We start from the raw sequence: 21,994 nt of genomic DNA, 5'->3' as shown, positions 1-21,994 counted from the left end.
ATGAGTCCGACGACGGCCAACAGTTCCGCGCCGGTGCCGGGACGCCGGTCGACGAAACAGCGGGCCGCCGTGGTCGAGCTGCTCAAGGAGATCGACGACTTCCGTTCCGCCCAGGAACTGCACGACGAGCTGCGCAAACGCGGTGACGGCATCGGCCTCACGACGGTGTACCGGACGCTGCAGTCGCTGTCGGAGGCCGGCGAGATCGACGTTCTGCGCACCGACACCGGCGAGGCCATCTACCGGCGTTGCTCGTCGCACCACCACCATCACCTGGTGTGCCGGCTCTGCGGCAGCACCGTCGAGGTCGAGGGACCCGCGGTGGAGCGGTGGGCCGAGAAGATCGCCTCGGAGCACGGCTTCTCCGACATCAGCCACACCGTGGAGATCGTCGGGACCTGCTCGAACCACTGACCCCGAGTGCTATGAACGGTCCGTTCCTTGCAAATTTCGCAAGGAACGGACCGTTCATAGCATCCGGTCAGTACTCGTACGGGTCCTTCGGCGCCGGCACCTGCCGCAACGACGTGAGCGTCAGGTCCGGCATGTAGCTGTTCTCCCGCACCGCGGTCCCCGGCACGACCGTCCCGGTGACCTCCAGCCAGGTGTCGTTCCCGAAGCCCGACACGCCCTCGCCCACCAGCCGCACGGTGATCGGGAAGGCGTCGGCCGCGCAGCAGCCGATCACCATCCGCGCCAGCATCGTGTTGCCCTCGTTGTGCACGACGAACCCGGACAGCCGCACCGTCCGCCCGGTCAGCGAGCCACTGGAATCCCACCCCGCCCGGCTGACGAACTCGTTGACCTCCAGCGGCACCACGTCCCCGGCGGGCAGGGGCGGGAAGGCGGCCGCGTTGCTCGCCGAAGCGCTCTGCGGTGCCCTGGCCTCGGTACGGGTCACCGAATCGGCGCCCAGCGCGGGCGGCGCGACCAGGAACACGGCCAGCACCGGCACCATCAGCAGCCAGGCCGACCGGGTGTTGTGGTCGTGCGCGTGGACGTCCCCGGACACCACGGCGGCGGCCCGCGCGGCCAGCAGGTCGCGGACGATCGCGACCGCGCCCAGCGCGACCATCACCGCGCCGCCCGCGATGATCCACGGCTGCTGCGCGGGTTTGACGTAGCGCAGGTAGTCGCCGTTGATCGTGATCTTGAGCAGCGCGCCGCCGAGCAGGATCAGCAGGATGTTCTGGGTCTCGCGTTTCACGCGCCACCTCCGAGGATCAGCACACCCGATACGACGGCACAGGACAGCGCGACCACGAACGTCACCGGCGCGAACCGCAGCGCGAAGGATTTGCCGAAGGTGCCGGTCTGCAGGGCGAACAGTTTCACGTCGATCGCGGGCCCGACCACCAGGAACACCAGTTTCGGCAGCAGCGGCATCGCGGTCAGCGACGCGGCGACGAAGGCGTCGGCCTCACTGCACAGCGCCAGCACGACCGCGAGCACGGCCATCACCAGCACGCCGAGCACGATCTGCTCCCCCAGCACACCGAACCATTTGGCGGGCACCAGCACGTTCATCGCGGCGGCGATCATCGCGCCGAGCACGAGGAAACCGCCCGCCTCGACCAGATCCGCCCGCGCGGTCTCGGCGAAGGTCTTCCAACGCGAACCGTGCTGGACCTCCGGGAGCCGTCGCAAAGCGCGCTCCGCGATCCAGTCGAGCTTGCCCCACTTCGCCCACAGCCAGCCCATCACCATCGCGGTGGCGAGCGAACCGGCGAACCGGGCGAACACCATTTCCGGGTTCCCGGGGAACGCGACCGCCGTGGCGACCAGCACCACCGGGTTCACCGCGGGCGCGGCCAGCAGGAACGTCAGCGCGGCCGCGGGCGCGACACCCTGGCCGATCAGCCGCCGCGCGACCGGTACCGACGCGCATTCGCAACCCGGCAGGGCGACCCCGGCCAGCCCGGCGACACCGACCGCCGCACCGGCCCGGCGAGGGAGCACCTTCTCCAGCACCCGCGCGGGGACGAACGCCGCGATCGCGCCGCTGATCAGCACCCCGAGCACCAGGAAGGGCAGTGCCTGCACGCAGACGGCGACGAACACGGTCGAGCCGGTCCGCAGCGCGGGCACGTCGAACACCTGCTGGAGCCAGCTCTGCCCGAGGATCGCGATCAGCAGGATCGCGCAGAGCACCTCGATCGAGGTGATCTTGAATCGCCGGGCCGGCTTCTGCTCCGGGGCGCTTCTGGAAATGGTTTCCATGCGCGCGATGATGCCAGGTGACCCTGCGTTCCGGCGGTCACTCCCCGGGAGCGGTGCCCAGCAGGTCCGAACGCAGCTGCGACGCCGTCGAGACGACCAGCATGAGCAGCGTTCCGAGCGGCGACGGGTCCATGCCCTCGGCCGGGAACGCGTACCTCAGCGTGATGTCGATGCCCTTCTCCGAACGCACGACCCCGAGCGTCCCGAACAGGCCCTGTCCGGCGCGTTCCGCCGCCGAGGCCGCGATCGCCGGGTCGTCCGGCAGATCCCAGGCGACGACACAGGTCAGGCTCAGCACGGTCAGGCCTTCGGCCAGCCGGGTCGCCTGGATGACGCACGGGACGTCCGCGTGCGAGAAGGTCAGGGCGCCGTCGTCGTCGACGTGGACTTCGAGATAGCGCTCAAGGGCTTCCCGTGCCGACGTCAGCAACGCCGCCGTGTCCGCTGCTTCGGTATTCATGCCGCCTCCGCGGGAAAAAGTACGTCGGCGGGGGTCATGCGGTTCCTTCCGAAGCTTTGTCGATGGCCCCGCCGAAGCGGCGGTCCCGTTTCGCGAATTCGAGGCACGCCCGCCACAGGTGGGTGCGGTCGAAGTCGGGGAAGAGCGTGTCCTGATAGACCATCTCGGCGTAGGCCGACTGCCAGAGCAGGAAGTTCGACGTCCGCTGCTCCCCCGACGGCCGCAGGAACAGGTCCACGTCCGGCATGTCGGGCTGGTACAGGTACTTGCCGATGGTCTTCTCGGTGACCTTGTCCGGGTTCAGCTTCCCGTCGGCGACGTCCTGCGCGATCCGCCGCATGGCGTCGCCCAGTTCGGCACGGCCGCCGTAGTTGACGCACATCGTCATGTTCAGCGCCGTGTTGTGCTTGGTCTTCTCCTCGGCGACCTGCAGTTCCTTGATGACGCTCGCCCACAGCTTGGGACGGCGGCCCGCCCAGCGGATGCGGACGCCGATCGAACCGAGGTAGTCGACCTGGCGGCGGATGGTGTCACGGTTGAAGCCCATCAGGAAACGGACCTCCTCCGGGCTCCGCTTCCAGTTCTCGGTGGAGAACGCGTACACCGACAGCCATTTGACGCCGAGTTCCACGGCGCCGCTGGCGACGTCGATCATCACCGCTTCACCGCGTTTGTGGCCCTCGATCCGCGGCAGTCCCCGCTGGTTGGCCCAGCGGCCGTTGCCGTCCATCACCAGCGCCACATGCTTCGGGAGGAGTTCCTTGGGGATCTCCGGCGGCCGGGCACCGGACGGATGCGGCTCCGGCGCGCGAAGTTCGAATTGTGACGCCTTGTTCTCGCGTCCCCTGCGCAGCACCTTCGAGCCTCCTGATCGAGTGAAACCTGTGCCTGCGACCCTACTGCGCTCCGGTGGCGCTCTCCCGCGCACGCCTCTCCACCAGCGGCAGCGAGCGCAACTGGCGCTCCAGATGCCACTGCAGATGCGCCGCGACCAGGCCGGACGCGTCCCGCCGCGGCACCGGCAGCGACGCCTCGGCCACCGGCCACTCGCCGTGCAGGAGCGCCGCGAGCAGCGTCAGCACCTCTTGGGAGGGGTGGACACAGCCGGGGACCCGGCAATCCGGGCACATCGAACCACCGGCGGACACGCTGAACGCCTTGTGCGGACCGGGCAGGCCGCATCGGGCGCATTCGGTGATCGCGGGCGCCCAGCCGGCGTAGGCCATGGCCCGCAGGAAGAAGGCGTCGAGGACGAGGGAGCTGTCCCGTTCGCCGCCCGCCAGCGCCCGTAGCGCTCCGACGACGAGCATGTACAGCTTGAGCACCGGCTCGCCTTCTTCGGCGGACAACCGGTCCGCGGTCTCGGCGATGGCGCTCGCGGCGGTGTAGCGCTGGTAGTCGGCCACCAACGGCAGCGCGAAGGCGTCGACCGTCTCGACCTGGGTGATCACGTCGAGGGAGCGGCCGGTGTAGAACTGGACGTCGACGTGCCCGAACGGCTCCAGCCGCGCCCCGAAGCGCGATGACGTCCGACGCACGCCCTTCGCGACCGCACGGACCTTGCCGTGCCGCCGCGTGAGCAAGGTGACGATCCGGTCGGCCTCACCCAGCTTGTGCGTCCGCAACACCACTCCGGTGTCGCGATAGAGGTTCACCACCCCGACATCGTCCCACCTGGGACCGACATCGGGGTGGTGCGCCCCGGAATCAGCAGTAGCGGCCGTAGCAGCTCGGCACCGAAGCGGCCGCGACGATCGAGATGATGATCATCACGATGGCGAACAGGCAGCCGAGGCCGCCGATGATCGACGCGATCATGCACATGGTCCTCGTGGACCTCGACGCGTCCGCGGCGGCGGCGTAGTTGCCCTGCATCTTGTAGGTGTTGACCTCGTTGGACTTCATGATCGCGAAGATCGCGATGATCCAGCAGAGGAAGATGCAGCCGATCGCCCAGCCCTTGTAGTCCTTGATGGCGTTGATGTCGCCACCGCCACCGGGCATGCCGCCCGGCGCGCCGTAAGGGGAAGGCTGGCCGTACGGAGCCGGCTGGCCGTAGGGGGCGGGCATGCCACCGGAAGGCGGCCCATAGCCAGGCTGCTGTCCGTAGGGCTGCTGCTGGCCGTAGGGGTTGGTCATGAAATTGGTCCTCGTCGTTCTTTCGGCTACGGGTCGGGCTAGATGCTCGCGGCGACCAGGACGATCCAGAGAATGGAGAACAGGCAGCCGACACCGCCGATGATCGACGCGATCATGCACATGGTCTTCGTCGACTTCGACGCGTCCATGGCGGCGGCGTAGTTGCCCTGCATCTTGTAGGTGTTGACCTCGTTGGACTTCATGATCGCGAAGATCGCGATGATCCAGCAGAGGAAGATGCAGCCGATCGCCCAGCCCTTGTAGTCCGGGATCGAGTTGATGTCACCACCGCCACCGGGCATACCGCCCGGCGCGCCATACGGTGCGGGCTGACCGTACGGCGCGGGCTGGCCATACGGCGCCGGCTGGCCGTACGGCATCGGGTTCGGGCCGGAGGGCTGGCCGTACGGCGCGGGCGTGGCGCCGGACGGGGGTCCGTATCCGGGCTGAGGCTGCTGGCCATAGGGCTGCTGCTGGCCGGGGCCGGGCTGCTGGCCGTACGGGTTCGTCATCGGGGTTCCCCACTTATGTCGCGCTTCCCGGCGGGTGGATCCCGCCGGTTTCCTTACTGTTGCGGTGTTCCGGGCCCGTTCGGCCCATCCGCTCCGGGCAGCTGCTGCCTCAGCTGTTCCGGGGTGATCTTCTGCGTCGGCTCGGCTTCGTCGAACCCTGACGGTGCCTGCTGAGGCTGCTGCCCCGGGCGAAGGACCTGGGTCGGCTCGGCCTCGCCCAGGGCCGGCACAGGCTGGGACTCCGGTGACGGTGCCGCGGTTCCCTGCGGCTGCTGCCCGAACGGCTGCGGCTGCTGGGGCTGCTGGCCGAACGGGGACTGCTGCGGCGGCGCGCCGAACGGCTGCTGTTGCTGCTGGCCGAACGGTGCGGGCGGCGCGGGGAACGACGGCGAAGGCGACGGTGGCGCCGGGAATCCCGGGGCCTGACCGAACGGCGCCGACGCGGGCGCGGCATCGGCTTCGCCCGGTACGACGACGGTATTGAGGATCTTGTCGGCGAACGTCTGCTTCTTCTCGTCCCACAGCGGCCAGAGGTAACCGAGGCCGCAGACCCAGCCGTCCAGGTTGTGGCACAGATCCCGGACGAAGGCCATCAGCGGGCCGATCGGCTGACCGTCGCTCTCGCGGACGAGCTTGATCTTCACCATCTTCTTGCCGAGCGACTGGCCGGTGGTGCCCATCTTGATCCACCGGTTGTAGACGGTCCAGCCGATCCCCGCGAGGTAGCCGACAGCGGAGATGATGCCGCCGATGAGCGAATTCGCGTTCGCGGCGATGATGGCGCCGATGATCGGGAGCACGAAGATCGGCGCGAAGTCGATCAGCGACCCGGCGGCGCGAAGGCCCCAGTGGGCGTAGTCGGTCCGCGGACCGAACTGGGCGGCCTGACCGAACGGCGAGGGCTGGCCCTGCTGGCCGAACGGGGAAGGCTGCCCAGGCTGCTGCCCGAACGGGGACTGCGGCTGCGCGCCGAACGGCTGGCTCGGCTGCTGCGGCTGCTGACCGAACGGCGAAGACTGCGTTTGCTGCCCGAAGGGCGACGGCTGGTCACCCGGCGCGGGCTGCTGACCGAATGGTGAAGGCTGGTCCCCCGGCACCGGCTGCTGAGGCTGTTGCCCGAACGGCGAGGGTTGTTCTCCCGACGGCTGCTGCCCGAACGGCTGCTGCGGCTGCGGTGACTGCAGCCCGTCCCCAGGCGGAGGCCCGGGCGGCGGCTGCTGTCCCGGCGGCTGCTGGCCGTAGGGAGTGGTCATCGAAATCCCCTCGCTGGTTCCTCGCCCCTGGCGCACGGGGCCTCGTGCGGCGACCCGGGCTGAATGTACGGCATGTGTACATACCGAGCAGTCCGGTGCGCGGGAGCGTACTCGGTACCACCGACGATCCGGGCCTCGGCCCGGCACTCACACGTAGAGCGAGGTGAACGGGGCGAAGGGCAGGTTACGGATGACGAACCAGACGACGAACACGACACCGAACGCGAGTGGCGTCCAGCGCCAGTGCAGCCAGCTGTTCACCGCACGGCCGCGAAGTCTGCCGACCGCCCAGGCGGCGGTGCTCCAGATGAGCAGCAGAACGACCACAAAGGACACCGCGTTGTAGTGCAGTGCGGCGGGAATGTCCCCGTGCAGCGCGCTGTAGACCATGCGCATGCCGCCACACCCGGGGCAGGCGATGCCCAGCAGGGTTTTGGTGGGGCAGACCGGAAGCGGCCCGCCCGGCGTGGTGGGATCGCCCAGCCAGAGGACCACGCAGCCGAGGCCCGCCCCGGCCGCGATGGCGAGGGGCGGCCCCAGCGCGCGGGCCTTCGCCTTGAACCCGCGCGCCGGGAATCCCGTGTAGACGGACGTCGTCACGGCGTGAAGCTTCCCGCCGACGCGCCGATGATGACCATCACCACGATGAAGATGATGTACAGCAGGAAGAGCACGCCCGTGGAGATCGCTCCCCACATGGACCACTTCTTCGCGTCGTCGGCGGCCTTCTGGGCTTCGGCGTGGAAACCCTGCGCCCACAACGTCTGCACCTGGCTCGACTTCACGATCGCGACGATACCCAGCGGCAAGCAGCACAACACCGTGCAGAGAATGGCCCACACCAGGTTGTTGTCCGGCGGGGGACCGTAGCTCGGCATGCCACCGTAATACGGCTGCTGCGGCGGTGGCCCGCCCGGAGGCGGGTAGTTCGGGTACTGGTCGGTCATGAGGTCTCCCCCTCGAGCGCCGGGATCAGCGGTAGTTGTTCACGTCCACCGAGGCCGCGAAGACGCCCAGGACGACGACGAGGACAACGTACAGAACGATGAGGACGCCACCGACGATCGCCGCGATGATCGACCACTTCTTGGCGGCGTCGGCCGCTTCCTGCGCCGCGGCGGGCTGGCCCTGCGCCCAGAGGGTGTTCACCTGGTTCGCCTTGACGATGGCGACGATACCGAAGGGCAGGCAGCACAGGATCGTGGTGAGGATGGCCCACACCAGGTTGTTGTTGGGCGGCGGGCCGGGGTTGTTGAAACCGCCACCGCCCTGAGGGTCGCCGGAGTAGTTGGGCAGGCCCTGGTTGTCGGTCATTTACCGCTTTCCCTTCACGAATGAGATGTGGAACTCCGCCCCGGGCGCGCCGCCCGATCAGCGATCCCCGGAGTCAAGGGTTGAGACTCTAAGGTCACCCGTCCGGTTCCACATCATCAACCGGTCTCCGCGACCGAATCGAGACATTCCGTTCAGTCAGAAGCCCAGCCGTCGCAACTGACGGGGGTCGCGCTGCCACTCTTTGGCGACCTTGATGTGCAGGTCGAGGTAGACCTTCGAGCCGAGGAGCCCTTCGATCTGCTGCCGGGCGCGCGCGCCGACGTCCTTGAGCCGCTCACCCTTGTGCCCGAGGATGATGCCCTTCTGGCTCGGACGTTCCACATAGAGGAACGCGTGCACGTCGATCATGTCGTCCCTGCCCTCGTGTGGCAGCATCTCCTCGACGGTGACGGCGATCGAGTGCGGGAGCTCGTCACGGACACCCTCCAGCGCCGCCTCGCGGATCAGCTCGGCGACCAAGGTCTGTTCCGGCTCGTCGGTGAGTTCGCCGCCCGGATACAGCTGCGGCCCCTCGGGAAGGTGCCGCACCAACAGGTCCGAGAGCGCGCCGACCTGGAAACCGTCCACAGCGGACACCGGGATCAGCTCGGCGAACTCCATGACCTCCTGCAGGGCGAGCAGCTGCTCGGCGACCTGTTCGGGTTTCACGAGATCCGTCTTGGTGACGACGCCGATCACGGGCGTGCGCTTGGCGATCTTCTTGAGTTCGGCGGCGATGAACCGGTCGCCGGGGCCGACCTTCTCGTTGGCGGGCACGCACAATCCGACAACGTCCACTTCGGACCATGTCGAGTGGACGATGTCGTTCAGCCGCTCGCCGAGCAAGGTCCTCGGCCGGTGCAGACCCGGTGTGTCGATGATCACCAGCTGGGCGTCGTCGCGGTGGACGATACCGCGGATGGCGTGCCGGGTGGTCTGCGGTTTGCTGGAGGTGATCGCCACCTTGCTGCCGACGAGCGCGTTGGTCAGCGTCGACTTGCCCGCGTTGGGCCGCCCGACGAAGCAGGCGAAACCGGAACGATGCGGCTCGGCCATCAGCTCAGCACCTTGCCGCTGGGATCGGCAAGGTGGATCGGAGCGTTCTCCGCGATGTCGCGTACCGCGCGCACGGAAGCCTCCTGGAGCACGCCTTCGGCGGTGACCACGACCGCGGCCTCGATTCCTTCGGCTCCGCTCGAAACGGCGGCGGCGACGGCGGCCTGCAACGCGGTGAGCTTGAACGACGGCTGGTCGACCGTGCTCGCCGCGTAGGTGCGGCCGTCGGTGTCGCGGAGCGCGGCTCCTTCGGCGGCCTGTGTGCGGGCTCGCGCGGACCTGGCCAGGGTCACCAGCTTCTCGTCCTCGGCGTCCAGCTCAGGCATGTTCGACACTCCTGTCACTTTCATCGGGCTGCGGGACCCGGGTCCGGCGCCTGCCCTGGGCTGCGTCGGTCACCGCGTCCGCGTCGGCGGGGTGGACGACCACCGTGGTGATCCGCATCCGCCCGCGCCGGTCCTTACCGCCTTCGGCGAACAGCCGAAGTCCGGCGACCTCGGCTTCGGCCCCCGGCAGCGGGACCCTACCCAGTCGCTCGGCGAGCAGCCCGCCCACGGTCTCCACGTCATGGTCTTCGAGGTCGATCCCGAACAGTTCGCCCAGGTCGTCGATCGAGAGCCGGGACGAGACGCGGACCGCGCCGTTTTCGAGTTCCTCGACCTCGGGGCGTTCGTCGGTGTCGGATTCGTCGGTGATCTCGCCGACGATCTCTTCGAGGATGTCCTCGATGGTGAGCAGGCCCGCGGTGCCGCCGTACTCGTCGACGGCAATCGCCATGTGGTTGTGCGAGACCTGCATCTCCTTGAGCAGGTCGTCGAGCCGTTTGGAGTCCGGCACGAAGCTCGCCGGGTTCATCAGCTCCTCGACCTGCCGCTGCGAGCCGCCCTCGGCCATGTACGCGGGCATGAGGTCTTTGATGTTGACCACGCCCACCACGTCGTCGACGGAGTCGCCGATCACCGGCAGCCGGGTGAACCCGGTGCGCAGGGCCAGCGCGAGCGCCTGGCGCACGGTCTTGTCGTGCTCGATCCAGACGATCTCCGTACGCGGCACCATGACCTCGCGCGCGACGGTGTCGCCGAGTTCGAACACCGAGTGGATCATCTCGCGTTCGGATTCCTCGACGACGCCGCGTTCCTGGGCGAGGTCGACCAGTTCACGCAGTTCGACTTCGGAGGTGAACGGGCCTTCGCGGAAGCCGCGGCCGGGGGTGATGGCGTTACCGAGGACGATCAGCAGCCTGCTGAGCGGGCCGAGGATCGATCCGAGGACACGGACGGGACCCGCGACGACCAGGCCGATCCGGTACGGGTGCTGGCGGCCGAGGGTGCGCGGGCCGACGCCGATGAGCACGTAGCTCACCACGACCATCACGCCCGCGGCGACGACGATGGCGAGCCACAGCGGCCGGATCCAGCCGAGGATGTCGACGGTGACCAGCACGGTGGCGGTCAGCTCGCAGGTCATCCGCAGCAGCAGGATCAGGTTGATGTGGCGGCGGCGTTCGGCGATGACCAGCGACAGCTGACGCGCGCCGGGGCGGCCGAGCCGGACGAGGCCGTCGGCACGGGCCTTGGAGACCGTGCTGACCGCGGCGTCGGCGGCCGCGAACACCCCGGCGAGCAGGATCAGCGCGATCGCGATGACCAGCAGGGCCGTGGGACTACCCATGTCCTCGAGCCGCCTAGGCGGGGGGTTCTTCGGCGGGCGCGGCGTCGAGGCCGGCGGTGCCGAGGAGCCTGTCGTCCGCGGAGCGCTGCGCGTCGCGCTTGTTGTGCGCGGCGACGGCGGCCTGGAACTCGCCCAGGATCCGCTTCTGCAGCCCGAACATCTCGCGTTCCTCGGCGGGCTCGGCGTGGTCGTAGCCGAGCAGGTGCAGCACGCCGTGCGTGGTGAGCAGGTGCAGCTCGTCCATCAGCGCGTGACCGGCCGTCTTGGCCTGGTCCTTCGCGAACGCCGGGCACAGCACGATGTCGCCGAGCAGCGCGGGCGAGGCGTCGGGCGCGTCGGGGCGGCGCGACGAGTCGAGCTCGTCCATCGGGAAGGCCATCACGTCGGTGGGACCGGGCAGGTCCATCCACCGCTCGTGCAGGTCCTCCATCACCTCGAGGGTGACGAGCAGGATGGACAGCTCGGCGAGCGGGCTGACCTCCATCTTGTCGAGCGCGAAGCGGGCGGCCGACACGATCGAGGTCTCGTCGACGTTCACGCCCGATTCATTGGCGATTTCGATGCTCATTTCTCATCCCCGATAGTGCGCGCGACCGCTGATCCGTAGACAGACCTCCGGCCTGCCTCCGCATCAGCGGGGCCTCCGGCCGAAAACGCGCGCGCCTTGGTCAATTCGGGCGACGGGCGCTCAGTCCTCATCTCCGCTGACCCTTCCAACCGCTGCCCTGGTCCTTGCTGTCCTGCAGCGCCTGCCACTTCTCGTACGCGTCGACGATGTCGCCGACGAGCTTGTGCCGCACCACGTCCTGGCTGGTGAGCTGGGCGAAGTGCAGGTCCTCGACGCCTTCGAGGATGTCGCGGACCACCCGGAGGCCGCTCTTCTGGCCGTTGGGGAGGTCGACCTGCGTGACGTCGCCGGTGACGACGATCTTGGCGCCGAACCCGAGCCGGGTGAGGAACATCTTCATCTGTTCCGGCGTGGTGTTCTGTGCTTCGTCGAGAATGATGAAGGCGTCGTTGAGGGTGCGGCCGCGCATGTACGCCAGCGGCGCGATCTCGATGGTGCCCGCCTGCATCAGCCGGGGGATCGACTCGGGCTCGACCATGTCGTGCAGCGCGTCGTACAGCGGGCGCAGGTACGGGTCGATCTTCTCGTTGAGCGTGCCCGGCAGGTAGCCGAGGCGCTCGCCCGCTTCGACCGCGGGGCGGGTCAGCACGATGCGGGTGACCTGCTTCGCCTGCAGCGCCTGGACGGCCTTGGCCATGGCGAGGTACGTCTTGCCGGTACCGGCGGGGCCGATGCCGAAGACGATCGTGTGCTTGTCGATGGCGTCGACGTAACGCTTCTGGTTGAGCGTCTTGGGCCGGATCGTCTTGCCGCGCCGGGAGATGATGTTCATGCTCAGCACTTCGGCCGGTGACTCGTGGTCACCGGTGGAGAGCATGCCGACGGTGCGGCGGACGGTGGCCGGGTCGACCTGCTGGCCGCGGCCGGCGAGCGTCACGAGTTCGGCGAAGACACGTTCGGCGAAGGCGACGTCGGCGGGGGTGCCGGTCAGAGTGACCTCGTTGCCACGGACGTGGACGTCGGCGGCGAGGAGTTCTTCGGCGACTCGGAGGTTTTCGTCCCTGGAGCCGAGCAGGCTGAGCGCGGCGGCGTCGGGGATGGGGAATCGGGACTGGGCCGCTTCGGTGATCGCGGCCTCGTCAGCCTTCGTCGGGATGACGTCCGCGGGAACGTCGGGTCGGGCGGCTTCACCCGGTACGGTTCCGGCCACGTGGCCTCGGGCCTACTTCCTGCGCTTACGCTGCGATTTTCAACGACAGTGACAAGTTCGATGTTACTGGTTGCGGGTGGCGGCACGCAGTCCGGTTTCCGCAGGCCGGGCGCTTCAGCGCCCGAAATGCCCCAGCTGCTCGCCGCCGAGCACGTGTGCGTGCACGTGGAAGACGGTCTGCCCGGCGTCACCGTCGGTGTTGAACACCACCCGGTAACCGGACTCGGCGATCCCCTCGATCTCCGCCACCTTACGAGCGGTCGCGGCGACATCGGCGAGCAACTGCGGATCACCCGAGGCCAACTCGGCCAGATTGCGGTACCGCTTCTTCGGCACCACGAGCACATGCACCCGCGCCTGCGGCGCTATGTCCCGGAACGCATACGTCGTCGCGTCCTCGTACACCTTGTCGGACGGGATCTCCCCCGCGATGATCCGCTCGAACAACGTCTCCGCGTCACTCATCCCCTCACCCTATCGCCCACGAGAGCCCCACGCGGACGGGGCGAAGGGAGCTTTCGTCGCGTCGCATGCAAGGAAAGTCCCCTTCGCGTCCCCGCATCTCGGTCGGGGTGGTCGTGAGTGGCACCCGCACTCACGTGATCGGCGGCGGAACACCCCGAGTGCGGCCTCCAATCACGCGAGTCACGCCTTCACTCACGCCGCGCCTGTGTTCCCAAGTCCGTGATCGGCCGCAGCCAAAGTCCAGTAGGTCCTGAAGGCACCCTTCGCCCTAACCCGAAACGCCACTCACGACCACCCCGGCCGCCGACCTCACCGTGGGGGCTCGGCCCCGGGTCAACACGCGGAACCGCGCCGCGGCGCGAATTCCGGAGCGCGGCAAGGAGCGAAGCAACTTGCGGAGGGCCCGAAATGAAGATGCCGCGGCGCGGTGGACCCTGGGGGTCGGCCCACCGCCGCCGCGGCTCCGCCGGACCGAGGGGGGAGGTGCCCGGCGGGGATTCACACGCGCGACTGGGCTTCATCCCCAGTGGCGCGCCGAAACCGTGTGTTGCGCGTCAGTTAACGAGAGTAACGGCTGTTTGCGTGATCGCGCCATAACTCGCCGCAAATTAGGGGGGTGTTTTTTCACTTCCAGCGGTCGGTGAGAACCCCTAGCGCGCCGAGTGCCACGGCGGCGGCGGTGGAAGTGCGCAAAACGGTGGGGCCCAACCGGATGGCGGTAGCGCCGGCGTCGGTGAGGGTGGCGAGTTCGTCGTCGGTGATGCCGCCTTCGGGGCCGACGACGAGAAGGATGTCGCCTTGTGCCGGGAGTTCGATCTCGGTGAGCCGGGTGGTGATGCCGGATTCGAGGACGAGTGCGCGGGAAACGGTCTGGGCGAGTTCGGCGAGTTCGCGGGTGGTGGAGGGCTCGGCGACTTCGGGGACGTGGGCGCGGCGGGCTTGTTTGGCGGCGGCGCGGGCCGTGGTGCGCCAACGGGTGAGGGCCTTGTCGCCGCGGGTCCCTTCTTCCCAGCGGGCGACGCTGCGGGCGGCGCGCCAGGGGACGATGGCGTCGGCGCCGGCTTCGGTGGCGAGTTCGACGGCGAGTTCGCCGCGGTCGCCTTTGGCGAGGGCCTGGGCGACGATGACGCGCAGCGCGGGCGGTTCCTCGGTCCAATGTTCTTCGATGGCGAGGGTGAGCGCCGCGTCGCGGCCTGCCTGGACGGCTTCGACGACGCAGCGTGCCATGCCGCCTTCGCCGTCGGAGAGCACGAGACGTTCGCCGACGCGCAGGCGGCGGACGGTGGCGGCGTGCCGGGCTTCCTCACCGTCGAGGGTGGTGCGCCCGGAGCCGGGCAGCGCGGCGGTGAGGAAGACCGGCAGTGTCGTCTCGGGCACGGGTTACCGGTGGTTCTTGGTGCGCAGCTTGGAGAACAGCCCGCCGGGCTTGGAGCCGTTCGAGGACAGCGAAGGCACGTCTTCGCCGCGCTGCTGGGCGAGTTCGACGAGAAGGTCGCGCTGGGCGTCGTCGAGTTTGGTCGGCACGACGACGTCGATGTGGACGTGCAGGTCGCCGCGGCCGTCGACGCGGCCGGAGGACCGCAGCCGCGGCATGCCCTTGGCGGTGAGCACGAGTTCGGTGGCGGGCTGGGTGCCCGGCTCGATGTCGAGTTCGTAGTCGCCGTCGATGAGGGTCTCGATGGGCACCGTGGCGCCGAGGGCGGCGGTGGTCATCGGGATGCGGAAGTTGCAGTGCAGGTCGTTGCCCTGCCGGACGAACACCTCGTGCGGCGCTTCGTCGATCTCGACGTAGAGGTCGCCGGCGGGGCCGCCGCCGGGGCCGACCTCGCCCTGGCCGGAGAGGCGGATGCGCATACCGTCGCCGACGCCCGGCGGGATCTTGGCGGTGACGTTGCGGCGGGCGCGGACCCGGCCGTCGCCGCCGCATTGGCGGCAGGGATCGGGGATGACCTCGCCGAAGCCGCGGCAGACCGGGCAGGGACGGGCGGTGACGACCTGGCCGAGGAAGGACCGCTGCACGGACTGGACCTCGCCCGCGCCGCCGCAGGTGTCGCAGGTCTTGGTGCCGGTGCCTTCGGCCGCACCGGCGCCGCGGCACAGGTCGCAGACGATGGCGGTGTCGACGGTGATCTCGCGGTCGACGCCGGTGGCGCATTCCTCGAGGGTCAGGCCGAGGCGGATGAGCGCGTCGGAGCCGGGCTGCACGCGGCTGCGCGGGCCGCGGCCACGGCCGCCGCCACCTCCGGCGGCGCCGAAGAAGGCGTCCATGATGTCGCCGAGGCCGCCGAAACCCGAGAACGGGTCTCCGCCGCCGCCACGGGCACCGCCGTCCATCGGGTCGCCGCCGAGGTCGACGACCTTGCGCTTCTGCGGATCCGACAGCACCTCGTACGCGGTGGTCACCTCGCCGAAGCGGTGCTGGGCGTCCTCCGACGGGTTGACGTCGGGGTGCAGTTCACGGGCCAGTTTGCGGTACGCGCGCTTGATCTCCTGATCCGTCGCGTTCTTCGCAACCCCGAGAATGCCGTAATAGTCCCTCGCCACCGTCTTCGCCTTCTCCTTCTGACTTCGACCTCACCGCCGCGTTCAGCGGCCGGAGAGGATCTGCCCCACGTAGTTCGCCACCGCGCGCACCGCGGCGATGGTGTTCGGGTAGTCCATCCTGGTGGGCCCGACGACGCCCATCCCGCCCAGCAGCAGGTCGTCCATTCCGTAGCCGATGGACACCACCGAGGTGCTGCGCATCTGCTCGTCCTCATTTTCCTCACCGATGCGCACCGTGATCGCACCGGGGTTGCGGGCGGCCGCGAGCAGCTTGAGGACGATGACCTGCTCCTCGAGCGCTTCCAGCACCTGCCGCAGCGATCCGGGGAAGTCCGAAACGTTGCGGGTGAGGTTGGCGGTGCCGCCGAGCACGAGCCGCTCCTCGGGGTGCTCGACCAGCGATTCCACGAGCACGGTGCAGACACGGGTGAGGTTGTCGCGCAGTTCGCCCGGTGCCTTCTCCGGCAGTTCGGCGACCGCCGCCGCGGCCTCGGAGAGACGGCGGCCCGCCAGCGCCCCGTTGAGCACCGTGCGCAGCCTGCCGACGTTCTCCTCGGTGATGACGTCCCCGAGGTCGACGGTGCGCTGGTCGACGCGGCCGGAATCGGTGATCAGCACGAGCATCAGCCGGGCCGGGGTGAGCGGCACCACTTCCAGGTGGCGGACGGCGGAGTTGGTCATCATCGGGTACTGGATGACCGCGACCTGCCTGGTCAGCTGCGCGAGCAGCCGGACGGAGCGGCGCAGGACGTCGTCGACGTCGGTGCCGCTGTCGAGGAACGCGGTGATGGCCCGCCGCTCGGCCGAGCTGAGCGGTTTGACCTCGGCTATCCGGTCGACGAACAGCCGGTACCCCTTGTCGGTGGGGATACGGCCCGCACTGGTGTGGGGCTGTGTGATGTAGCCCTCTTCTTCCAGCGCCGCCATGTCGTTGCGCACGGTGGCGCTGGACACACCGAGGTTGTGCTTGTCGACGATCGCCTTGGAGCCGACGGGCTCCTGGTTGGCCACGTAGTCGGCGACGATCGCGCGCAGCACTTCGAAGCGGCGCTCTTCCGCGTTGGCCACCTGCACCTCCCTCGGCTCGTCCTCACAACGAGTTTACGGAAGGTGGAGTGCCCGGCGAGCCACCGGACTTCTTTGGGCACCTCAGCCGCGCCCTCGCGGAGAGCGCCGGCGCGGCTCCAAGGGCTTCCGGATCACCTTCACCGACCCCCACCAGGCGAAACCCGTGACGCGCAGCACCGGCGCGCCCGTCACCGGCCGCCGGCGCCCAGTCCTGCGGCCAGTGCCGAACCCGCCCATCAGGCCGATCCCCCGGACGTCGAGGGCGAAGTCCTCGGGAACGAGGATCTTGACGCCGCCCATGATCGCCACCGCCCTGATCGTGCAGGGTCCGGCGGCGATCCGGGCCTGCCGCAGATCGAGGCGCACGCTGCCCCAGAACGCGCGGCTGACGTGGTTCGGCGGCAGCGGTCCGCCGAACCGCCGCGTGGTGGCGGACATGACGGCGAACGAGCGCCGTCCGCCTTGCTCCTCGTCGCCGGCGTGGGACAGGGCGAGCGCCCCGCCGGGTGACAGATCCGCGACGACGGGTTCGAATTCCGCGAAGGTCTTGGCCGCGTAGACGGTGTCCAGTCTCGTTTCCAGTTCACCGGCGGTGATCCGTCCCGCTCCCATGGCTTCGTACAGCAGTTGCGCGACGTTTTCGCGATCGGAATCGGCCACCCGCATCGCCGATCGCTTCGGTTCTGCCATGACGGCGACGATAACCGGAATCGGCGAATTCCGGAAATCGCACGACCGCCGCACGGAAAGCCATGAGTGAAATCAGTTTCGCCACACTGACGGGAATGACAATTCGACGACCGGCCATTGACCGCCCAGCACCGGAAGGTCTTCCATCTAGCTCACGTGCGGAGTTTTCGTCCACCGGCCTCACATTCCGACTCAGCGTGGAGCGCAGTATGACTTCTTCCTTTCGCCATGTCCTGATCGCCGTCATGACCGTGACGTTGGTCGCGGTGGGCGCGCCGGCCGCGAACGCGGACACCGATTCGGTATACGTCTCCTCTTCACCGCTTCCCGCCGGCGAGAACGGTGACGTGGTCAAGTCCCAGCCCTCGACCTACAACGGGGCGAAATCGACCCGGATCCAATATCTTTCCCGGGACAACAAGGACAAGCAGGTCGCGGTGAGCGGCACCGTCCTGGTGCCGGACAATCCGTGGAACGGTCCCGGCGAACGGCCGATCGTGGCCTATGCGCCGTTCACCTTCGGCATGGGTCCGGACTGCGCTCCCTCGAAGACCCTCGCGGGCGAGGGGGCCTCGGACATGGTCTCCGGTTTCCAAGGCAGTTTCGTCAACGCGTTGCTGGGCGCCGGGTTCGCCGTCGCGCAGACCGACTACATCGGCCCATGGGTGACGGGCGGCGGCGACCACCCGTACGTCATCCGGCTATCCGAAGCGCACACGGTGCTCGACGTCATCCGCGCCGCGCAGCGGTTGCCCGGAACGGGTCTGCCCGCCAACGGCCCGGTCGGCATCGCCGGCTACTCCGAGGGCGGCAGTGCCGCCGCGGCCGCCGCCGAACTGGCCGCCACTTACGCTCCCGAACTGAACGTCAAGGGCGTCTACTCGGGCGCGGCACCCGCGGACAAGGCCGTGCTGTCGAAGTCGCTCGACGGCGGGATGTACGCCGGGTTCCTCGGTTACGCCCTGATCGGCATCAACCAGGCCTACCCCGAGGCCAGGTTGATGGACCTGGCCAACCAGGCCGGGGCCGAACTGTTCTTGAAGGCCCGGCAGACCTGCACCATGAACGCGGTCCTCCAGTTCATGTACAAGCAGACCAGCTCGCTGACGAAGGAGGGCAAGCCGGTCTCCGCCTATCTGTCCCAGCCGCCGTTCGACGCGATCGTGGCGGAGAACCGGATCGGCACCATCAAGCCCGCGATGCCGGTTCTGGTCGAACACAGCCCGATGGACGACGTCATCCCGGCGGCCGTCGGCAAGCAGATGGCGAAGGACTGGTGCGGCAAGGGCGCCAACGTCCAGTGGAAGGACTTGACGACCTTCACGCCGTTCTTCTCCCACGCGCTGGGCATGATGACCGCGCCCACCGATGCCACCGAGTGGCTGAAGAGCGCGTTCAACGGGCAAGCAGGCAACGGGAACTGCGGCCGGTTCTGACGTCCCTGCCCCGAGTACATGAAGGCCCCCTTCCTTGCGCCTATGTACAGGAAGGGGGCCTTCATGTACTTAGGCGCAAGGGGCGGCGGCAGTCAGCTGTTGCGCGGGAACCCGAGGTTCACCCCGCCCTGCGAAGGATCGGGCCACCGCGAGGTGACGACCTTCGTCCGCGTGAAGAAGTGGAACCCTTCCGGCCCGTAGGCGTGGCTGTCCCCGAACAGCGAGTCCTTCCACCCGCCGAACGAGTAGTAGCCGACCGGCACCGGGATCGGCACGTTCACGCCGACCATCCCGACCTCGACCTCGTTCTGGAACCGCCGCGCGGCCCGCCCGTCGTTGGTGAAGATCGCGGTGCCGTTGCCGTAGGCGTTGGCGTTGATCAGCTCCAGCGCCGCGTCGTAGCCCTCGGCCCGCGCGACCGCGAGCACCGGTCCGAAGATCTCGTCGGTGTAGACGGACATGTCCGGGGTGACCTGGTCGAACAGTGTCGGGCCGAGCCAGAACCCGCCGTCCTCGCCGTCGACCTCGATACCGCGGCCGTCGACGACGAGCCGGGCGCCCGCTTCGACACCGGCCTCCACATAGGACTCGACGCGTTCGTGGTGGGCGGCGGTGACGAGCGGCCCCATCTCCGAGGTGGGCCGCCTGCCGTCCCCGACGCGCAGCCGTTTGATCCGCTCGGCGATCTTCGCGACCAGTTCGTCGCCGACCGGGTCGACCGCGACCACGACCGACACCGCCATGCACCGCTCCCCCGCCGAGCCGAAGCCCGCGGACACGGCCGCGTCGGCGGCGAGGTCGAGGTCCGCGTCCGGGAGGACGACCATGTGGTTCTTCGCACCGCCGAGCGCCTGCACGCGTTTCCCGTGCCTGGTCCCGGTTTCGTAGACGTACTTCGCGATCGGCGTCGACCCGACGAACGAGATCGCCTTGACGTCGCGGTGTTCCAGCAGCCCGTCGACGGCCACTTTGTCGCCGTGCAGGACGTTGAGGACACCGTCGGGCAGACCCGCCTCGGCGAACAGTTCCGCGATGAACACGGCCGCGGTCGGATCCTTCTCGCTCGGTTTGAGCACGACGGTGTTGCCGCAGGCGAGCGCGTTCGGCACGAACCACAGCGGGACCATCGCCGGGAAGTTGAACGGCGAGATCACGCCGACCACGCCCAGCGGCTGCGAGATCGAGTACACGTCGACGCCGGTGGAGGCGTTCTCGCTGAACCCGCCTTTGAGCATCTGCGCCGCGCCGCAGGCGTATTCGACGTTCTCGATCGCGCGCGCGATCTCCCCCGCGGCGTCGGATTCGACCTTGCCGTGTTCGCTGGTGACGATCTTCGCCAGTTCGTGACGCCGCGCCGAAAGCAGCTCACGGAAGGCGAACAGCACTCGCGTCCGCCCGGCCAGCGACGTCCCGCGCCAGCCCGGCAGCGCCCGGGACGCGGCGGCGACGGCGGCGTCGACGTCGTCCTGCGCCGCGAAGGCGACCTTCGCCCGCACCTGGCCGGTGGCCGGATCGAACACGTCACCGGATCGTTCGCTCACGCCTTCGCACGGTTTGCCGTCGATCCAGTGGTTGATGCGGTCGGTCACGGGTTCCGCCTTCCTGGTCCCTGGTGCCTGCTCCCGGTCGAGTCTGGGTGCGCGCGCCACACCGACGCCATCGTCAACGTGTACGGACTCCCGGTCCCGGCCGTACAGTCTGTCTCCAGCGTTGTCGAACCGGGTGGGAGGCCGATGTACCCGACCGTCGCCGAGGTGCTCGCGCTGCCGGTGCTGCGTCAGGGCAGGCCCCATGTGGTGGCGGGGGCGGCGGGGCTGGACGCGCCGGTCCGCTGGGCGCATGTCGCCGAGGTCGCGGACATCGCCCCGTTGCTGCGGGGCGGGGAACTCGTGCTCACCACCGGGGTCGCGCTGCCCGACGACGGCGCCGCGCTGGCCAGGTACGTCGGCGATCTGGCGGGCGTCGGGGTCGCCGGGATCGTCGTCGAACTGGTCCGGCATTGGAGTGACAAGCTGCCGCCCGCGCTGGTCGACGCCGCGGACCGCCACGGTGTCCCGCTGATCACCCTTTCGCGCGAGACGCGTTTCGTGTCGGTCACCGAGGCGGTGAACGGGCTGATCGTCGACGCCCAGGTCGACGAACTGCGCGCGGCGGAGCGGGTCCACGAGACCTTCACGGCGCTGACGGTCGCCGGCGCCGAACCGGGCGACATCCTGCGGGAGGTCGCGAGGCTCACCGAACATCCCGTCGTGCTGGAGACGCTGTCGCACGAGGTCCTCGCCTACGACACGGCGGGGACCGACCCCGGCGAACTGCTGCCCGGCTGGCCGTCCCGGTCACGACCGGTGCAGGTCGGCGAGCGGACCGGCTACCACCAGGGCGCGGGCTGGCTGATCACCGTCGTCGGCGCGCGCGGACACGACTGGGGGCGGCTGGTCGTCGTCTGCGGGGATCAGCCGCCGCACCGGCATGTCGTGGTCGCCGAACGGGCCGCGTCCGCGCTCGCGGTCCACCGGCTGGTCGCCAAGGACACCGACAGCCTCGAACGCCAGGCGCACCGCGCGATCCTGACCGAACTGCTGGCGAACCCGGTGCCGCCCGCCGAACTGACCGCGCGGGCCTCCGCGCTGGGTGTCCCGCTGACGGGACGGTTGCTGGTCGGGGTCGCCGTGCGGCCCCGGATCACCGTCACCGCCAAGACCGCGCAGTCCACTCCGGTGCTGCTGCGGGAACTCGCCGAGGCGACCGTGCTCGCCGCGCGGCACGCCAAGGTGTCCGCGCTGGTGGCCACCGACGACACCCAGGTGCGTGCGCTGATCGCGCTCTCGCCGGAGGCGGGGGTCGACGCGGTACTGAGGCGGCTGGCCACCGACGTCCACGAGGCCCGGGCCGGCGCGCCCGCGGTGGTCGCGGTCGGGACCACGGGGAGCGGGCCCGCCGAAGCGCGGCGGACGCTCGTCGAAGCCGCGCAGGTCGCCGCCGCGGCGCTCGCCGAGAACGTCGAACGGGTGGTCCACCGGCTCGACGACGTCCGGTTGCGCGGACTGTTGCAGCTGCTGGCGGGCGACGAACGGATCACCGCGTTCGCCGCTCGGGAACTCGGCCCGCTGCTGAGCCGGGACGCCGCGCAGGGCAGCAGACTCGTTCAGGCGTTGAGGCATTACTGCGAGCACGGTGGCAACAAGTCGGCGGCGGCCGCCGCCGCGCACACCTCCCGCACCGCGTACTACCAGCAGCTGGCCCGGATCGAGCAGGTACTGGGCGTGCGGCTCGAAGATCCGGAGTCGATGCTCTCGCTTTATGTCGCTTTGCTCGCCCACGACATCCGAAAAGCGGACGACCACACGTCCGGGTGAGCGAATTTCACCCGAGCGTGGAACACAGTGAT

25 protein-coding genes are annotated in these 21,994 nt (G+C 69.2%); 3 read left to right on the top strand and 22 right to left on the bottom strand.

The genetic code is table 11. The features are described from left to right. The gene (locus tag ACIBTM_RS29350; RefSeq protein ID WP_020629376.1) at positions 1 to 414 is read left to right on the top strand and encodes a Fur family transcriptional regulator; all 414 of its coding nucleotides are present in this window, start codon (positions 1 to 3) and stop codon (positions 412 to 414) included. 67 nt (positions 415 to 481) lie between these two features. On the opposite strand, the gene ACIBTM_RS29345 is transcribed toward ACIBTM_RS29350, so the two are convergent. The 21 genes from ACIBTM_RS29345 to ACIBTM_RS29245 all read right to left on the bottom strand — a co-directional run bounded on the left by ACIBTM_RS29345 (position 482) and on the right by ACIBTM_RS29245 (position 17,170). Beyond that, on the bottom strand, positions 482 to 1,207 hold the full coding sequence (locus ACIBTM_RS29345) for a TIGR03943 family putative permease subunit (RefSeq protein ID WP_395880380.1): 726 nt from the start codon (positions 1,205 to 1,207) through the stop codon (positions 482 to 484). Next, the gene (locus tag ACIBTM_RS29340; protein ID WP_395880378.1) at positions 1,204 to 2,220 is read right to left on the bottom strand and encodes a permease; all 1,017 of its coding nucleotides are present in this window, start codon (positions 2,218 to 2,220) and stop codon (positions 1,204 to 1,206) included. The genes ACIBTM_RS29345 and ACIBTM_RS29340 overlap by 4 nt, the downstream gene beginning before the upstream one ends. Before the next feature lie 37 nt (positions 2,221 to 2,257). Next, a complete protein-coding gene (locus ACIBTM_RS29335) occupies positions 2,258 to 2,680 on the bottom strand; it encodes a hypothetical protein (protein ID WP_360082770.1) in 423 nt (140 codons plus the stop codon). Between the two features lie 34 nt (positions 2,681 to 2,714). After that, positions 2,715 to 3,536: an isoprenyl transferase gene (locus tag ACIBTM_RS29330; protein WP_191260061.1), complete on the bottom strand. Its 822-nt coding sequence runs from the start codon at positions 3,534 to 3,536 to the stop codon at positions 2,715 to 2,717. A 40-nt stretch (positions 3,537 to 3,576) separates the two neighbouring features. Then, entirely contained in the window at positions 3,577 to 4,338 is a 762-nt protein-coding gene (gene recO, locus ACIBTM_RS29325; protein WP_191260075.1) for a DNA repair protein RecO, read from the bottom strand. Positions 4,339 to 4,387: 49 nt separating this feature from the next. After that, positions 4,388 to 4,819 (bottom strand): CD225/dispanin family protein, encoded by a 432-nt coding sequence (locus ACIBTM_RS29320; protein ID WP_038517052.1) that lies wholly within the window; start codon positions 4,817 to 4,819, stop codon positions 4,388 to 4,390. Between the two features lie 38 nt (positions 4,820 to 4,857). After that, positions 4,858 to 5,331, bottom strand: coding sequence for a CD225/dispanin family protein (locus ACIBTM_RS29315; protein WP_378369655.1), 474 nt, complete (start codon positions 5,329 to 5,331; stop codon positions 4,858 to 4,860). A gap of 53 nt (positions 5,332 to 5,384) precedes the next feature. Next, positions 5,385 to 6,584, bottom strand: coding sequence for an RDD family protein (locus ACIBTM_RS29310; protein WP_395880377.1), 1,200 nt, complete (start codon positions 6,582 to 6,584; stop codon positions 5,385 to 5,387). Positions 6,585 to 6,731: 147 nt separating this feature from the next. Further along, entirely contained in the window at positions 6,732 to 7,184 is a 453-nt protein-coding gene (locus ACIBTM_RS29305; RefSeq protein ID WP_395880376.1) for a DUF2752 domain-containing protein, read from the bottom strand. Continuing rightward, positions 7,181 to 7,531, bottom strand: coding sequence for a CD225/dispanin family protein (locus tag ACIBTM_RS29300; RefSeq protein WP_395880375.1), 351 nt, complete (start codon positions 7,529 to 7,531; stop codon positions 7,181 to 7,183). Before ACIBTM_RS29300 ends, ACIBTM_RS29305 begins: the two co-directional genes overlap by 4 nt. A gap of 25 nt (positions 7,532 to 7,556) precedes the next feature. Then, positions 7,557 to 7,898 carry a CD225/dispanin family protein gene (locus ACIBTM_RS29295; RefSeq protein WP_007034858.1) on the bottom strand — a complete coding sequence of 114 codons (342 nt, stop codon included), beginning with the start codon at positions 7,896 to 7,898 and terminating at the stop codon, positions 7,557 to 7,559. 156 nt (positions 7,899 to 8,054) lie between these two features. After that, positions 8,055 to 8,954: a GTPase Era gene (gene era, locus ACIBTM_RS29290; RefSeq protein ID WP_016332464.1), complete on the bottom strand. Its 900-nt coding sequence runs from the start codon at positions 8,952 to 8,954 to the stop codon at positions 8,055 to 8,057. Then, positions 8,954 to 9,280, bottom strand: coding sequence for a cytidine deaminase (locus ACIBTM_RS29285; protein ID WP_395880374.1), 327 nt, complete (start codon positions 9,278 to 9,280; stop codon positions 8,954 to 8,956). The genes era and ACIBTM_RS29285 overlap by 1 nt, the downstream gene beginning before the upstream one ends. Beyond that, positions 9,273 to 10,625 carry a hemolysin family protein gene (locus ACIBTM_RS29280; RefSeq protein WP_395880373.1) on the bottom strand — a complete coding sequence of 451 codons (1,353 nt, stop codon included), beginning with the start codon at positions 10,623 to 10,625 and terminating at the stop codon, positions 9,273 to 9,275. Before ACIBTM_RS29280 ends, ACIBTM_RS29285 begins: the two co-directional genes overlap by 8 nt. A 13-nt stretch (positions 10,626 to 10,638) precedes the next feature. After that, the gene (gene ybeY / locus ACIBTM_RS29275) at positions 10,639 to 11,193 is read right to left on the bottom strand and encodes an rRNA maturation RNase YbeY (protein WP_016332461.1); all 555 of its coding nucleotides are present in this window, start codon (positions 11,191 to 11,193) and stop codon (positions 10,639 to 10,641) included. A gap of 127 nt (positions 11,194 to 11,320) precedes the next feature. Beyond that, positions 11,321 to 12,403, bottom strand: a complete 1,083-nt coding sequence (locus tag ACIBTM_RS29270) for a PhoH family protein (RefSeq protein ID WP_395880372.1) — start codon at positions 12,401 to 12,403, stop codon at positions 11,321 to 11,323. Positions 12,404 to 12,517: 114 nt separating this feature from the next. After that, positions 12,518 to 12,868 carry a histidine triad nucleotide-binding protein gene (locus tag ACIBTM_RS29265; protein ID WP_395880371.1) on the bottom strand — a complete coding sequence of 117 codons (351 nt, stop codon included), beginning with the start codon at positions 12,866 to 12,868 and terminating at the stop codon, positions 12,518 to 12,520. 624 nt (positions 12,869 to 13,492) lie between these two features. Next, positions 13,493 to 14,245, bottom strand: coding sequence for a 16S rRNA (uracil(1498)-N(3))-methyltransferase (locus ACIBTM_RS29260; protein WP_395880370.1), 753 nt, complete (start codon positions 14,243 to 14,245; stop codon positions 13,493 to 13,495). 3 nt (positions 14,246 to 14,248) lie between these two features. Then, on the bottom strand, positions 14,249 to 15,412 hold the full coding sequence (gene dnaJ, locus ACIBTM_RS29255; protein ID WP_016332457.1) for a molecular chaperone DnaJ: 1,164 nt from the start codon (positions 15,410 to 15,412) through the stop codon (positions 14,249 to 14,251). A 42-nt stretch (positions 15,413 to 15,454) separates the two neighbouring features. Beyond that, positions 15,455 to 16,480: a heat-inducible transcriptional repressor HrcA gene (hrcA, locus tag ACIBTM_RS29250; RefSeq protein ID WP_395880369.1), complete on the bottom strand. Its 1,026-nt coding sequence runs from the start codon at positions 16,478 to 16,480 to the stop codon at positions 15,455 to 15,457. An 81-nt stretch (positions 16,481 to 16,561) separates the two neighbouring features. Continuing rightward, positions 16,562 to 17,170: a DUF1707 domain-containing protein gene (locus tag ACIBTM_RS29245; RefSeq protein ID WP_395880368.1), complete on the bottom strand. Its 609-nt coding sequence runs from the start codon at positions 17,168 to 17,170 to the stop codon at positions 16,562 to 16,564. A gap of 209 nt (positions 17,171 to 17,379) precedes the next feature. Here ACIBTM_RS29245 and ACIBTM_RS29240 point away from each other — a divergent pair, with 209 nt between their 5' ends. Beyond that, positions 17,380 to 18,606 (top strand): lipase family protein, encoded by a 1,227-nt coding sequence (locus ACIBTM_RS29240; protein WP_395880367.1) that lies wholly within the window; start codon positions 17,380 to 17,382, stop codon positions 18,604 to 18,606. Between the two features lie 92 nt (positions 18,607 to 18,698). Here ACIBTM_RS29240 and ACIBTM_RS29235 read toward each other — a convergent pair whose 3' ends face one another. After that, positions 18,699 to 20,195 (bottom strand): CoA-acylating methylmalonate-semialdehyde dehydrogenase, encoded by a 1,497-nt coding sequence (locus tag ACIBTM_RS29235; RefSeq protein WP_395880366.1) that lies wholly within the window; start codon positions 20,193 to 20,195, stop codon positions 18,699 to 18,701. A 144-nt stretch (positions 20,196 to 20,339) separates the two neighbouring features. Between ACIBTM_RS29235 and ACIBTM_RS29230 the strand changes: the two genes are divergently transcribed. Further along, positions 20,340 to 21,962 carry a PucR family transcriptional regulator gene (locus ACIBTM_RS29230; protein ID WP_395880365.1) on the top strand — a complete coding sequence of 541 codons (1,623 nt, stop codon included), beginning with the start codon at positions 20,340 to 20,342 and terminating at the stop codon, positions 21,960 to 21,962. The last annotated feature ends 32 nt before the right edge of the window (positions 21,963 to 21,994 follow it).

Origin of the sequence: Amycolatopsis sp. NPDC049868 (genome assembly GCF_044461365.1) — a bacterium.
Lineage (GTDB): Bacteria > Actinomycetota > Actinomycetes > Mycobacteriales > Pseudonocardiaceae > Amycolatopsis.
The sequence above is the reverse complement of the archived record's forward strand: the minus strand, read 5'-3'. Positions and strand labels throughout refer to the sequence as shown.

Bases quoted from the DNA above. Each gene is read 5' to 3' on its own strand.
- era (WP_016332464.1), bottom strand. From the start codon at position 8,954: ATGGCCGAGCCGCATCGTTCCGGTTTCGCCTGCTTCGTCGGGCGGCCC.
- ACIBTM_RS29335 (WP_360082770.1), bottom strand. From the start codon at position 2,680: ATGAATACCGAAGCAGCGGACACGGCGGCGTTGCTGACGTCGGCACGG.
- ACIBTM_RS29230 (WP_395880365.1), top strand. From the start codon at position 20,340: ATGTACCCGACCGTCGCCGAGGTGCTCGCGCTGCCGGTGCTGCGTCAG.
- ACIBTM_RS29315 (WP_378369655.1), bottom strand. From the start codon at position 5,331: ATGACGAACCCGTACGGCCAGCAGCCCGGCCCCGGCCAGCAGCAGCCC.
- ACIBTM_RS29265 (WP_395880371.1), bottom strand. From the start codon at position 12,868: ATGAGTGACGCGGAGACGTTGTTCGAGCGGATCATCGCGGGGGAGATC.
- ACIBTM_RS29240 (WP_395880367.1), top strand. From the start codon at position 17,380: ATGACTTCTTCCTTTCGCCATGTCCTGATCGCCGTCATGACCGTGACG.
- ACIBTM_RS29320 (WP_038517052.1), bottom strand. From the start codon at position 4,819: ATGACCAACCCCTACGGCCAGCAGCAGCCCTACGGACAGCAGCCTGGC.
- ACIBTM_RS29340 (WP_395880378.1), bottom strand. From the start codon at position 2,220: ATGGAAACCATTTCCAGAAGCGCCCCGGAGCAGAAGCCGGCCCGGCGA.
- ACIBTM_RS29280 (WP_395880373.1), bottom strand. From the start codon at position 10,625: ATGGGTAGTCCCACGGCCCTGCTGGTCATCGCGATCGCGCTGATCCTG.
- ACIBTM_RS29245 (WP_395880368.1), bottom strand. From the start codon at position 17,170: ATGGCAGAACCGAAGCGATCGGCGATGCGGGTGGCCGATTCCGATCGC.
- ACIBTM_RS29350 (WP_020629376.1), top strand. From the start codon at position 1: ATGAGTCCGACGACGGCCAACAGTTCCGCGCCGGTGCCGGGACGCCGG.
- ACIBTM_RS29310 (WP_395880377.1), bottom strand. From the start codon at position 6,584: ATGACCACTCCCTACGGCCAGCAGCCGCCGGGACAGCAGCCGCCGCCC.
- ACIBTM_RS29285 (WP_395880374.1), bottom strand. From the start codon at position 9,280: ATGCCTGAGCTGGACGCCGAGGACGAGAAGCTGGTGACCCTGGCCAGG.
- ybeY (WP_016332461.1), bottom strand. From the start codon at position 11,193: ATGAGCATCGAAATCGCCAATGAATCGGGCGTGAACGTCGACGAGACC.
- ACIBTM_RS29300 (WP_395880375.1), bottom strand. From the start codon at position 7,531: ATGACCGACCAGTACCCGAACTACCCGCCTCCGGGCGGGCCACCGCCG.
- ACIBTM_RS29295 (WP_007034858.1), bottom strand. From the start codon at position 7,898: ATGACCGACAACCAGGGCCTGCCCAACTACTCCGGCGACCCTCAGGGC.